Source organism: Mucilaginibacter mallensis (assembly GCF_900105165.1).
Lineage (GTDB): Bacteria > Bacteroidota > Bacteroidia > Sphingobacteriales > Sphingobacteriaceae > Mucilaginibacter > Mucilaginibacter mallensis.
This window is the reverse complement of sequence record NZ_LT629740.1, coordinates 5,912,908-5,924,860: the sequence shown is the minus strand read 5'-3', so window position 1 is coordinate 5,924,860 and position 11,953 is coordinate 5,912,908. Positions and strand designations below refer to the sequence as shown.

Here is an 11,953-nt window from a genome sequence, read left to right as displayed (position 1 = left end):
ACACATGCGCCAGCATGTGCTATACCAGGTCACACCTATTAAATAAATTCAATCAAAATATCATGACCAAAGAGATTCAATCACAATCTGTACTAACCTGCCCGAAATGCGGTCATCAAAAAGAAGAAACAATGCCCACAGATTCCTGCCAGTACTTTTATGAATGTGAAAAGTGTCATACAAACCTAAAGCCACTTACTGGCGATTGCTGTGTATTTTGCAGTTATGGAACGGTAAAATGTCCCCCTGTACAACAAGGTACTTCTTGCTGTAGTTAACTACGTGTCCCCGCTGTCCGAAGTTTAAAACTTCGGACCAATATGCATGTAGTCTCCGATTACATAAAAGCCCTGATTTTTTCATATTTTCGTGTAATTTAACTACAAAAACATGAGCCGTACTATTTTGTCATTATTGCTGATGATCTGCACCCTGGGGGGCTTTGCACAAACGCAGGAAGTTCCGGCGAATATAAAAGTTACTGACGATTACAAACTGATTATGCATGCCTATGCTAAAGGTGTACAGGTGTATATTTGCACGCAGGATCCCAAAGACACTTCCCGTTATGTATGGACCTTTTCAGAACCACGTGCCAACTTATATGCTGCCGTTAATTACCGCAAATTAATTGGAAAACATTATCTAAATCCGGCAAAAAAACCCACATGGGAAAGTACCGATGGCTCAACAATTAGCGGTGCCAAATTGCAGCAGGCCGACTCGCCCGATAGTACTGCTATACCATGGTTATTGCTGAAAGGAATAACACCGGGCGGAACAGGTAAATTTATCCCGGTTGTTTTTATCCAAAGGATAAATACACAGGGTGGCAAAGCCCCGGCTACAGCCGACGGGCAGCATAAAGGGCAGCTGTTAGAACAACCATATACAGCTGAATACCTTTTTTATACTAAGAAATAAATATTCTCACTTGCCACACACGCGGTACGCGTGTGCCAGCAGGAAGGATGGTTGGATAAATTTTCTATCTAAAAAAACCGCTTACCTATTTACTCAACAAACTATCAATTAGCGACGTGGTTTTTGACTCAAAGTCGTCATAATATCCGAATATTACATTCGCTATTTTTCCTTCCTTATCGATATAATAAAAAAGAGGGGCGCCCGGCAAATGATATGCTTTGGCTACATCAGCTCCATCGCCGCATACAGGATTTTTTATATGGTAATTTTTTTTAAATCCCGTTACCGCTTTCCTGCTATCCCTGTTGCTGATGCTTACCAATACAAAATTTCGATCTTTATATTTCCCATAAATCTTATCCAGCGATTGAAGGGACGCCATACAACCGCCGCAGCCAATAAAAAAGAAGTCCATTAATACTACTTTGCCCTTCAGCTGCGCCAGTGATAGCTGTTTGCCATCGGTAGTGTACAGTGTCCAATCCGGCGCAACTGTTCCGGGCGCTAATAGGGGTAATACAGCCTGATCCTTTGGCGGGTGAAACCCATTGGGGACGGTCATGGCAGCTATATCGATATTTTCCTGGTTAAATTTATAATTGGAATACTGGTTGGCTACATAGTAGTTTGTAACATTACCAAATAATGGCACTTTTTCCCTCATTATTATACGGTTAGGCAAACCTGATAACTTATTAATAAACACATCTATATCGGTATGATAATGTTCCTTGTTAATAGTAGTATCATAAATATGAAAAATTGAATGATAGCAAAAAGTGCCATTTATAGCTGTATCCCTGCCCATTTCCGATGGTTTCTTTTCAGGTCTTCCCTTTAACCATTTCAAAAACCCGGGCAGTGTCGAAGTTGTGGATTGCATCGCATATTTCTTAATGTCGGCAAACTGATAAGCGCTGTCATCAGGAAATATGGATATTACGTTTTGGCCGTTATACAGGTCTATAACATGGTAACTTTTGCCAATTTCCTGCGTTTCGAGGCTGAATAAGTAACCAAAGTTTTCATCACCAGGCGCCTTTTGAAATATATCCTTATGTTGTTTTGTTGTAGTGTCAGTAGTATAGTCAAGTGTTTTTTCAATACACTGATAGCTGAAGTTTTTATAGCCTTCCAGCTTATCAATCGCATTTTGGATCAATGACACCTGCGCATTGGCTTCAATGCTGAATAAAACGAGCAAAATGCAGGCAAATAGCCGAACAAACCCTTTGTTAAGATAACTCATAACTATTTTGATAAGATGGCCGTTCCGCTTTTAAGGTTTATTAATTCCGATACGGGTTGCAAACGCATTTGAAATAAAAATAGGTATGTATTCTTAGCTTCACAACTAAGTTTTCAATCTTTAACACTTTTTAACTCCTATATTAAATGGTTTGATAAATATGGATTTTTTCTCCCGCTGTCCGGAGTTTTCCAATCATACCAACATGTTTCTAGTCTGATCCCTCCAAAATAAAACATCAAGTAATTTCCGCACAAATCAATACTAATATTTTTAGTAATTTATATGAAAGATCACAAAATATTTTTCACATTTGTTTTATCGTTTGTAATTGAACTGATATGATGAACAATACTTATTTATTTAAGGAGGCCAAAGCCTGGGTAAAGCGTAAAAGCGGACCGGATGAAGTAGTAAGGATTATTCCTGCTATAAAAACTGAAGGGAAAGTATTGAGTTATGAATTATTTGTTGCCTATGACAACCCGGATTATTTAGGCCGGATATTATTTGACGCTCAGGGCTACTGGATATATGATGGCAATGAATTTAGTGTAACCGAACAGGAACAACTGGCAAAGTTTATCAGCAACTATGTGGAGGTTATTTAGGTAAAATCAAATAGCAGCTATGGAATATGTTCTCCGCTGTCCGAAGCTTCCAGCTTCAGACCAATATGCTTGTAGTCTCCCACTACAGCAACGAAAAAAGCCCCCCGCCTGGCAGGGAGCTACTCATTAACACTAAAGCCCAATCAAAACTTTCAGTGTTGCACAAAATTAGCCGGGGACCATCAGCAAAAATTGGAAAAACCCGAACAGATCTATTTTTTGAAAGCCAGCAGATATGCCGTTTTATCGAATTTTGCAGGGGACATACCGACAATGGACTGAAAGGTATTAATGAAATGTGCCTGGTCGTAAAAATTATTCTCAAGCGCAAGGCTGCTGAGCAGTATATGCGCCTGTCGTGGATAAGCGATGTCATCAACCGCGTTACGAAGCCTGAGAATAATGGCGAATGCTTTAGGGCTGAGCCCTACATGTTGTTTAAACTGTTTCTGAAGCTGCCTTTCTGAACAGCCAAGTTGCGCGGCAAGGTTGCCGACAGTAAGGGCACCACCTGCGCCGGCCAGTAAAAGGCAGGCCTGCTGTATCAGGAAAGTGTTTTTGTTGTGCCGAAAATGATCAACGAAAGCCCGGTGTACAGCCAGGGTGATTGCCGGGTTATTAAGTATGTCAATATTGATCACAGGATCTGTAAGCGGAACTACCTTGTCGGTATAAGTTGACAGAGGAGCTTTGCTGAAGTGAACGGGTGCCCAGGCAAAAAGCTGCACCATGATGGCTTTTGTATGAGGCAATAGGTTTACGGTGATACTCCCGGTAAGCTGCCCAACGAAATAGACACCCGGACTAAGCAAAGTATCTGTAAGCCGGGTTTTGACCAATATACCGTTACCCCTGATAAAAGCAATGGTAAAGCAACCGTTTGGTAATACAGCGCGTTCCCCGGTTTCCAGTCTGCTACCGGAATTATCGAGCGTCCAGAGTTTTTTAATAAAGGCAGAAAGCGGACTGCGAACCTGATATTCAGAATAAAAAGGCATACTGATAAGACGCCAGATTTTTGGGGATGTTACATGATATAGCAACAGTATAGAACAAAAAAATCCGCTATCTGATAGTTTACCTACCCGGCTTAATTCCGTATATTTCCAATAGTTATTATCAACACACAGGTGAAATTCTTAACATACGTGATAGCTAATTGATCTCAACATGAAATTTATCTTTACTATTTTCATGTTGTTTATGGCTACTTACACCGCTATGGCGCAAACTGCGAAAGTAGATACCTCTTACATAAAGACTTATGAACAAAAAATATTGCTGCAAGGGTATGTATCAACCAATACTATTCAGGTTGTAAATGGCAGTAAAACTTACAATGCCAATTATCCGCTAAATGTAGGTTTCGGCTTTGCTCTCAAAAACACCATTATTAATGCTACTTATGATTTTGGATTAATACCGCTAAAAGGTAAAGAATATGGCAAAACAAATCTGAATGATCTTCAGATCCATAATTACAGCACTCATTTTATGCTTGACATATTTCTGCAAAAATATAGCGGCTTTTATAGCGGCGGCTTATACAATCAACCTATTACCCTTTACCCCAACCTTTCGGTTTCTCAAGTTGGCGCAGAGGGAAGCTATGTTTTTAATGGCAATCAGTTTTCGGGTAAAGCAGCCTTTGAGCAAAGCGAAAAACAACTTATCTCAGCCGGAAGCTTTATTATAGGCGGTGGTGTTTATTTATATAGGGTGGGTTTGGACAGCAATATGTTAATTGCGGGCAACCGTTCGGTTCGTGATTTGCAACTGGGCCTTAATCTGGGCTATGTCTACTCCTGGGTGCTTGGAGATTTTTGGTTATTATCAGGAATGGCAAAAATAGGAGCTAATGGTGGAAACCAACAACAATACGCCGGCACCGGAAATCTTAAGATTTATCCCACTGCTTTTGCCAGAGGATCGGCAACCTATGCAAAACCTAACTGGGCCGTTTCATACCTTATGCTGATTAATGATAAATCGGTATATGCATTCGGAAATAGGTTCGATATAGCCTCAATAAATTTTCAACTTTCGTATGTAAGGCATTTGAATAGTATTTTTAAGAGGAAGAAGAATATTTAGTGTTTAAGTAATTTCAATTCCGGATGATTTCAAGTTAATATTTTCTCTCCTGCCTAAAATTTCAAAGCCACGCAGCCAAAGGACCACGCGACTTTGAAATGTATTAACCAATCAATTATGCAGAATTTCATTCATTACAAGTAATCCGTTAGCATCGTCTGTGAAATACAGCGAATAGATTTTCCCTGCCTGCAGATCATTAAAACTAAAGGTTCCTAAATTTTTCCCCGAAACTAAACCTATCAATTGTACGGAAAAGGTTCCCGGGTCAACATATATATAACCACTGGCAATATTTCTGCTAACGTCGTTAACAAGGGTACTACCTGTGGAATTTTTAATAACCACATCAGACGGCGCGTTATCACTTAAATGGATAAACTTAATCTTTACTTTTCCATCGTTAGATGCACCCAAATCATCCTGAAAAGCTTTCACTCTTGCCGAAGAGCCTTTCCCAACCAAATAAACCGTGAAACTTACACCATTAGCAGTATAAAGTGAACCGGTTGCATAATCAGAGTTTGTTCCGTCAGGCTTAAACTCCATAACCATATTCTTTCCCGAAGGAGCGTTAATGTAAGCCGATACGTCAGTAAAATTAAGCCCGCCGCTTACCAGTACCGAATTTGCCAGTGTAAAGCTCTGCGGTCCGGCGGTAGCCGAAGCATTTACAACTTTAATATTAAATTGCCCGGAAGCATCGATAGTATTTTTTTTGCATGATGAAAGGCCACCAGCTATTATCATGAATGCAAGGCCCGCAAAAAGACTTTTATAAATTGAGATTGTTTTCATTTTTTTTTGATCTGTTGATTAATGTTTAATTAATGATGTTGAGCAATGCATGCTACATATACTTCACTTTAATATCAATTGTAGGATAAGTTTTCAGGTTAACCTTAAAATCGTCGAAGGTTGGTTTTTTTAACTTTTCCATGAAGAAATTGGAGAACCCGAATCCTTCTTTAGGAATACCGATCAAATTTTTGTCGATTTTACCATTCCCATTTTCGTCGTCCACTAAGGTGATGCCATAAACGCCTGCTTCCAATCCACATTTTACCGTTAAGCTGCCGTTCGATAAATCCTTTTTGTCGAATAGGAATGTTTTGCAAGGCTTTTCGGCATCATAACTGGCCTGGTCTTTAAAAACAGTCAAAACAAGTTGGCCCCTGGCTGATCTGATACCGGTGATTTTCACCTCAGTTTCCTTATTCTGCTTATAGGAAGAAAGGAAAATCATGAGCGCACCTGCAACAAGGTGTATGCCCCATAACATTGTTCTTTTCATAGTTTTAAAACTTAATTTGATATTAATTAAGCCGAAAGTAAATGCATCCATCATGGCATCCTATGAGAAACCCGGTGAAGCGGGCATAATAACACCTGACCGTTGAGATTTAAGGTTTGAAAAAACGCTTTGGGGCTGCTGACAATGATGATCATCATCTATAGCCCCCCCCCGCTGTCCGAAGTTTTTAAATCGGACCACTATGCCTGTAGTCTCCGACTACATAAACGCCCTAAACCAATAGCTAAGTCCTATTTGATATGCAGCAGGTGATTTTATTCATTTCAAATACTGATCTTTAGGAATCCGTGAACAACATTTGTAAAATATGTTAATAGAGTTTATCACTCAGCCACAATTTAGCTTTTTGACAGCCTTTGCCGAAGCGTTGCATGTGCCTGTGGTTAACAACGAGCTGCAAATCCCCGCTTCACTTGGCGAGGGTTTCGTGCGCCGGGTTGACCTTAATGATGATTTCCGTTTGCTGATACACCGCTACCGGCTCGACCAGGAACTGATATTAAAACGTGTTGGTTCAAAGGATCCGGCAAGCTTTATCAGCGTAATTTTTTATAACAATGAAGAGCCGGTAAGCCTGGTTACTGATGATGAGGAACAACACAATTTCAGCCGGTATAATGATATGGCGATCCAGATCGCCTCTAACAATTTTGATTCTGTGATCACTTTCCCGGCTAATACCGAGATCTATTATACTGTAATAGGGCTCAGCACTTCCCGCCTGAAAACGTTGCTGGAACTCCGTCAGCCCGATGCCTTGATCGATGCCATTGTGAACCCAAAAGAATCCTTCCTTTTTTATGAAAGCATGGGCACTGAAACACAAATGACACTCCGACAGCTATCAGAACCGCAGGCAGAGAACGGACTAGCCGGTTTTTACTACCGGATCAAAGCGGAATCGTTATTGTTCGATGTATTTAATCAGCTGCATAATCGCCAGCAGGCTCGGCATAGTCCGGTTAATAAAGCCGATGCGGAAAAGCTCTTTTTGATCAGGGAAGCTATACTCAGCGATCTTGGTCAGCCGCCCAGCCTGCCCGGGTTGGCTAAACTGGGCGGCATGAGCGAAACCAAAATGAAAGATCTGTTCCGGCAGGTATTTGGCGATAGCATCTACAATTACTACCAAACAGCCCGAATGGAAGAAGCAGCCTATCTGCTCAGGCACAAAAATTATTCAGTAAGCGAAGCGGGGTACCAACTGGGTTTTAGCAATTTGAGTCACTTTACCCGGTTATTCGAGCGGCACCATCAGCAGAAGCCCAAAAAATACGCTTTGGGCGGATAGGACTATTTTTCGGGCGTGGCGCGCTATTTTAAAATTCACTTCCTGCGGACCTTTGACATATCATTTAAAACATAAAAACAAACGATATGAAAAAGTTATTGATGCCCTATAGTAGCCCGGCACTGAATTTGAAAAACCATTTAGTAATGGCCCCCATGACCCGCAGCCGTGCAATCGGCAACCTGCCCAATGCACTGATGGCTGAATATTACAGCCAGCGCAGTGGTGCGGGATTGATCATCACCGAAGGTACTGCCCCTGCTCCTGAAGCTTTGGGTTATGCCCGTATCCCCGGTATCTTTTCATCTGAACAGATCGAAGGCTGGAAACTGACAACTTCGGCCGTACATAAAAACAACACCAAAATATTTCTGCAACTCATGCATACCGGCCGTATTGGTCACCCCGCTAATTTGCCTGAGGACGTACAAGTGGTAGGCGCATCGACTATTGCAGCAGCCGGGCAGATGCATACCGACATAGCTGGCATGCAGGATTATCCTGTTCCTGTGGCGTTATCTACCCTAGGGGTACAGAATGTGATCAGCGGATATGTTAGCGCCGCAAAAAATGCGATTGCCGCAGGTTTTGATGGTGTTGAACTACATGCCGCCAATGGCTACCTGATTGAGCAATTCCTGAACCCGAACGTAAATAACCGTACAGATATTTATGGTGGCAGTATGGAAAACAGGGCCAGGTTTGCGATAGAAGTGGCGCAACGCGTAGCTGATGCTATCGGTAAAGAAAAAGTGGGGGTCAGGATCTCACCAAACTCCACCCTGGGCGACCTGCAAGCCTATGATGCCGATACCACACAGGAAACTTATATTCATTTGAGCAGGGAGTTTAACCGTATCGGCCTTGCTTATGTACATATTAGCATAAATCCGCAGATACCTGCACAAACCTTAGCAGCTATACGTACCGAATTTGAAGGAACACTGATCTATTGTAACACCTATACTGCCGAAAAAGCCGAAGCAGAGCTAAACAATGGAGATGCGGACCTCATCGCCTTTGGCAGAGCCTTTTTGGCCAACCCCGATCTGGAGCAGCGTATTATTAACGGAACAGAGTTGAACGCACCGGATTTTACAACCTTGTATACACCTAGCTCTAAAGGATACACCGATTATCCAGTCTTGTTCAATTAATTTCTGATCCACCAGGAAAAATTATTTAACCTTTTAATTCTTAATAAAATGGCACTTTCTGAAGAAGTATTGCAAACTATTGCCTTTGCCGAAGCGCATGGCTACGATAAATTGAACCGTTTCCCCGCTAAACAAACCAGGGAAATGATGAAGCTGGCACCACCGAACCCAAATCCCACACCGGTAGCGCAGGTGATCAACACCATCACCGCAAAAGATAATATCCCGATCAGGATCTATATTCCAGAAGGTGATGGGCCATTTCCGGTGGTATCCTATTTTCATGGCGGTGGCTTTGTGTTGATGAGTTTGGATACGCATGATGAAATTTGCCGGCAGATCTGTGCAAACACAAGCGCGGTGGTGATGTCGGCAGATTATAAGCTGGCACCCGAGCATCCTTATCCCGCAGGCCCGGAAAGCTGTGTTACAGCTACGCTTTGGATGATTGAAAATGCACATCGCTATCAAGGCATACCTGAACGCATGGCTGTAGCCGGCGACAGTGCAGGAGGATACATGGCCCTGTATGTAGCACAAAAGCTGACTGCCGCAGGCGTTAAGCTTAAAGCCCAGTTCGCTACCTATCCTGTAACCGATCATTACACCGCCGATCATCCCTCATGGGATGAAAACAGGAAAGGATATGTACTCACTGCTCAATTAATGCAATGGTTTTGGGATAGCTTTTTAATAGACCCGGCCGGTTTTGAAGAAGCTTCTATTTTAAGATCAAAGGATTTTTCGGGTTTACCCCCTGCTTTAATGATGACCGCAAACTACGATCCGCTTCGCGACGAGGGGAAAGCCTATGCCGACAAACTAAAGGCAGTCGGGGTAGATACTGTGTATAAAAACTACGAAAACACACATGGGTTTTTCGGCATGGGCACTATGGGGCAGGAAGCCATGCGTATGGCCAGCGAATTTTTAAAAGCTAAGCTCAATAGTTAGGGATCATTTGACCGCAATTCCGAAGTAAAGTGATCAATGACTTCACATTGTTAGATTGAATATATAACCTGTATCTATAACCGGGGAAAATTGTAACTTAGGATTAAGTTTTTAACCTCTATGCATTTTCCCAGGCCGCTCCCTTATCTTATCTCACTTCTTGTGGTATGGCTTTGCTATAGCCAGGCACAAGGGCAGTCTGTGCTGATACGGCAGGAACAGCACAGACTGCCTTTCATAAAAGATAGTATCAGCCAGGTCAACAGCCTAAACCGGATAGGAATGCTCTACCATCTGAAAAATCCCGACAGTTGTTTTTATTATGGGATGAAAGCTAAAACTATAGCTATCAGGTTACATTACCGCAAGGGGGTAACAGATGCGGACAATGTAATTGCTACAGCACTTTTTCTGAGGGGGTTGAGCAGGGAGTCATTGCAATTATTCAGCACGGTACTGCATGATTACCAACAGGAGTCAGATACGGCAAATATAGCTCAGGCACTTATGAACATGGCTACCGTATATGCCAGTATTACTGATACTACCCAGGCTAAAATACTTTCCCGCCGGGCCATCCAAACGGGCCGCAACCTGAAACAGGACAGCATCATGAGCCTGGTATATGCTAATTATTGTATGCTCAATGGCGCACTTTCTGATGACAGTGTACGGTATTACCTGGATAAATCACAGAAAATTGCACTACGTTACAAAGATCAGCGGATGCTGATTGCCATACTGCAGATACGGGCGGGTATGCTGCTTAATAAAAATCTCAAAAAGGAGGCCTTGCCACTGATCATTCGGTCCTTATCCGAAGCGAGGAATGCCGGAATGGAATATCTTCAAGCCAACTCGCTGGAGCTGTATGCCGCTTATTATTCGGACAAACCCGATAGTGTACGGAGTTATTATGACCGTATCTATCAGCTGGCGCAGGAAAAGGGGTACATTTTTCTAAGGGTCCCAGTATTAAAAGTCGTTTTAACCTATACCGAAATGGCTGGCAATAAAGATAAGATCATTGCCGTTCACCGTTTACTGGAAGCAGCGCTGACAGCAGAGAATGAAAACCAGAAAAAATTCATTGGCGACTATATCAAATATAATGCGATACAGGATGATAACATATTGCTGGAAACCAATAATAAAAATAATAAGACTGAAATATTTCTGCTGATTACGGGTTGCCTGGTAAGTATTATGCTGATCATTTTCATTTACCGTCTATATAAGCTCTCCCGCCATTTAAACAAGCAGATTAGCGAACAGAACAGCAATATGCAAAAAACGCTGATTGACTTGGAGCAAAGCCAGGCAGATAATACCCGGATGATGCAGATCGCGGCGCATGATCTTCGCAATCCCATTGGCGGTATTACTTCTATAGCCGCTCTTATGCTGGATGATGACGACCGTTCAACAGAAGACCGGATGATGCTGGAACTGATCAAAACTTCGGGACAAAACTCTTTAGAACTGGTTAGCGACCTGCTCCAGGTACATACAAAGGTTGAAGAACTAAAAAAAGAACATGTTGACCTCTCCCTTATGCTCCATTATTGCGTGGGTCTGATGCATTATAAGGCAGAAGCAAAGGGACAGCAACTTAAATTACATACCACACCTGTTACCTTGTCGGTTAACCGGGAAAAGTTGTGGCGGGTAATAAGTAATTTAATTGCCAATGCTATAAAATTCAGCCCCAGCGGTGCTGACATCTATGTAGATGTACAGGAACTGAATGGCCGTGTGCTAATCACCGTGGAAGATCATGGCATCGGGATTCCTATTGAAATGAAGGACAAAATATTTGATATGTTCACCGAAGCAAAAAGAGCCGGAACAGCCGGTGAACAACCATTTGGCTTAGGATTGGCCATCTCCAAACAAATAGTGGAAGCACATGGGGGTAGGATCTGGTTTGAGAGCAAATCAGGTAACGGAACAACTTTCTTTGTAGAGCTGCCCATACTTTAAAGTATAGCAGATTTAGACTTATACATTATTGGGGGCAACTTAAAATTGAATGGTTATCAACCCTGATAGGATTACTTAAACGATAAAGCCCTCAGCAATTAATCCGAGGACTTTTAAGTGGTGTTATTGTACATATATCGAACCATTTCCTTTTAGATTTACGTTCATGGTTCAACATGCCAATAAACTGATTTTTACTTCAGTGCAATTAATATTCCAAGCTCCATTATACAAAAAGTGTAGTCGCAGACTACATGCCTAATAATTCGTAGACGAAAGTCTACGAACAGCGGGGGTTAAAATATTTAGTAGTAATGGATAATATATGGCAAATATATTGTTCCGTTAGTGATTACATTTAGTTAATTGCAA

The 11,953-nt window shown here is 41.9% G+C and carries 12 protein-coding genes; 8 read left to right on the top strand and 4 right to left on the bottom strand.

From position 1 onward, the window contains the following. Positions 1-62: 62 nt before the first annotated feature. Positions 63-278: a GDCCVxC domain-containing (seleno)protein gene (locus tag BLU33_RS25655; RefSeq protein WP_091379812.1), complete on the top strand. Its 216-nt coding sequence runs from the start codon at positions 63-65 to the stop codon at positions 276-278. A 112-nt stretch (positions 279-390) separates the two neighbouring features. Next, positions 391-924 (top strand): DUF3455 domain-containing protein, encoded by a 534-nt coding sequence (locus tag BLU33_RS24545; protein WP_091379809.1) that lies wholly within the window; start codon positions 391-393, stop codon positions 922-924. An 85-nt stretch (positions 925-1,009) separates the two neighbouring features. Here BLU33_RS24545 and BLU33_RS24540 read toward each other — a convergent pair whose 3' ends face one another. Next, entirely contained in the window at positions 1,010-2,176 is a 1,167-nt protein-coding gene (locus tag BLU33_RS24540) for a peroxiredoxin family protein (protein WP_091379805.1), read from the bottom strand. A 341-nt stretch (positions 2,177-2,517) separates the two neighbouring features. Here BLU33_RS24540 and BLU33_RS24535 point away from each other — a divergent pair, with 341 nt between their 5' ends. Continuing rightward, positions 2,518-2,787, top strand: a complete 270-nt coding sequence (locus tag BLU33_RS24535; RefSeq protein ID WP_157682378.1) for a hypothetical protein — start codon at positions 2,518-2,520, stop codon at positions 2,785-2,787. A 212-nt stretch (positions 2,788-2,999) separates the two neighbouring features. Here BLU33_RS24535 and BLU33_RS24530 read toward each other — a convergent pair whose 3' ends face one another. Next, on the bottom strand, positions 3,000-3,785 hold the full coding sequence (locus tag BLU33_RS24530) for a helix-turn-helix transcriptional regulator (RefSeq protein ID WP_091379797.1): 786 nt from the start codon (positions 3,783-3,785) through the stop codon (positions 3,000-3,002). A gap of 172 nt (positions 3,786-3,957) precedes the next feature. On the opposite strand from BLU33_RS24530, the gene BLU33_RS24525 reads away from it, so the two are divergent. Beyond that, on the top strand, positions 3,958-4,881 hold the full coding sequence (locus tag BLU33_RS24525; protein ID WP_091379794.1) for a DUF4421 family protein: 924 nt from the start codon (positions 3,958-3,960) through the stop codon (positions 4,879-4,881). A gap of 111 nt (positions 4,882-4,992) precedes the next feature. Here the strand turns inward: BLU33_RS24525 and BLU33_RS24520 are convergent, their stop codons facing one another. Then, positions 4,993-5,679 (bottom strand): DUF4397 domain-containing protein, encoded by a 687-nt coding sequence (locus BLU33_RS24520; RefSeq protein ID WP_091379791.1) that lies wholly within the window; start codon positions 5,677-5,679, stop codon positions 4,993-4,995. 52 nt (positions 5,680-5,731) lie between these two features. Beyond that, positions 5,732-6,175, bottom strand: a complete 444-nt coding sequence (locus BLU33_RS24515) for a DUF2141 domain-containing protein (RefSeq protein ID WP_197684542.1) — start codon at positions 6,173-6,175, stop codon at positions 5,732-5,734. A 328-nt stretch (positions 6,176-6,503) separates the two neighbouring features. Here BLU33_RS24515 and BLU33_RS24510 point away from each other — a divergent pair, with 328 nt between their 5' ends. From BLU33_RS24510 to BLU33_RS24495, 4 genes are all read left to right on the top strand, one after another. Continuing rightward, entirely contained in the window at positions 6,504-7,487 is a 984-nt protein-coding gene (locus BLU33_RS24510) for a helix-turn-helix transcriptional regulator (RefSeq protein WP_091379789.1), read from the top strand. 86 nt (positions 7,488-7,573) lie between these two features. Next, positions 7,574-8,644 (top strand): alkene reductase, encoded by a 1,071-nt coding sequence (locus tag BLU33_RS24505; protein ID WP_091379786.1) that lies wholly within the window; start codon positions 7,574-7,576, stop codon positions 8,642-8,644. Positions 8,645-8,692: 48 nt separating this feature from the next. Further along, a complete protein-coding gene (locus tag BLU33_RS24500; RefSeq protein ID WP_091379782.1) occupies positions 8,693-9,598 on the top strand; it encodes an alpha/beta hydrolase in 906 nt (301 codons plus the stop codon). A 120-nt stretch (positions 9,599-9,718) separates the two neighbouring features. Beyond that, a complete protein-coding gene (locus tag BLU33_RS24495) occupies positions 9,719-11,581 on the top strand; it encodes a sensor histidine kinase (RefSeq protein WP_091379779.1) in 1,863 nt (620 codons plus the stop codon). The last annotated feature ends 372 nt before the right edge of the window (positions 11,582-11,953 follow it).

What these genes read in the sequence shown, in the direction of transcription:
- BLU33_RS24525 (WP_091379794.1), top strand. Translation starts at nt 3,958, where the DNA reads ATGAAATTTATCTTTACTATTTTCATGTTGTTTATGGCTACTTACACC.
- BLU33_RS24530 (WP_091379797.1), bottom strand. Translation starts at nt 3,785, where the DNA reads ATGCCTTTTTATTCTGAATATCAGGTTCGCAGTCCGCTTTCTGCCTTT.
- BLU33_RS24500 (WP_091379782.1), top strand. Translation starts at nt 8,693, where the DNA reads ATGGCACTTTCTGAAGAAGTATTGCAAACTATTGCCTTTGCCGAAGCG.
- BLU33_RS25655 (WP_091379812.1), top strand. Translation starts at nt 63, where the DNA reads ATGACCAAAGAGATTCAATCACAATCTGTACTAACCTGCCCGAAATGC.
- BLU33_RS24515 (WP_197684542.1), bottom strand. Translation starts at nt 6,175, where the DNA reads ATGAAAAGAACAATGTTATGGGGCATACACCTTGTTGCAGGTGCGCTC.
- BLU33_RS24535 (WP_157682378.1), top strand. Translation starts at nt 2,518, where the DNA reads ATGATGAACAATACTTATTTATTTAAGGAGGCCAAAGCCTGGGTAAAG.
- BLU33_RS24545 (WP_091379809.1), top strand. Translation starts at nt 391, where the DNA reads ATGAGCCGTACTATTTTGTCATTATTGCTGATGATCTGCACCCTGGGG.
- BLU33_RS24505 (WP_091379786.1), top strand. Translation starts at nt 7,574, where the DNA reads ATGAAAAAGTTATTGATGCCCTATAGTAGCCCGGCACTGAATTTGAAA.
- BLU33_RS24510 (WP_091379789.1), top strand. Translation starts at nt 6,504, where the DNA reads ATGTTAATAGAGTTTATCACTCAGCCACAATTTAGCTTTTTGACAGCC.
- BLU33_RS24495 (WP_091379779.1), top strand. Translation starts at nt 9,719, where the DNA reads ATGCATTTTCCCAGGCCGCTCCCTTATCTTATCTCACTTCTTGTGGTA.
- BLU33_RS24540 (WP_091379805.1), bottom strand. Translation starts at nt 2,176, where the DNA reads ATGAGTTATCTTAACAAAGGGTTTGTTCGGCTATTTGCCTGCATTTTG.
- BLU33_RS24520 (WP_091379791.1), bottom strand. Translation starts at nt 5,679, where the DNA reads ATGAAAACAATCTCAATTTATAAAAGTCTTTTTGCGGGCCTTGCATTC.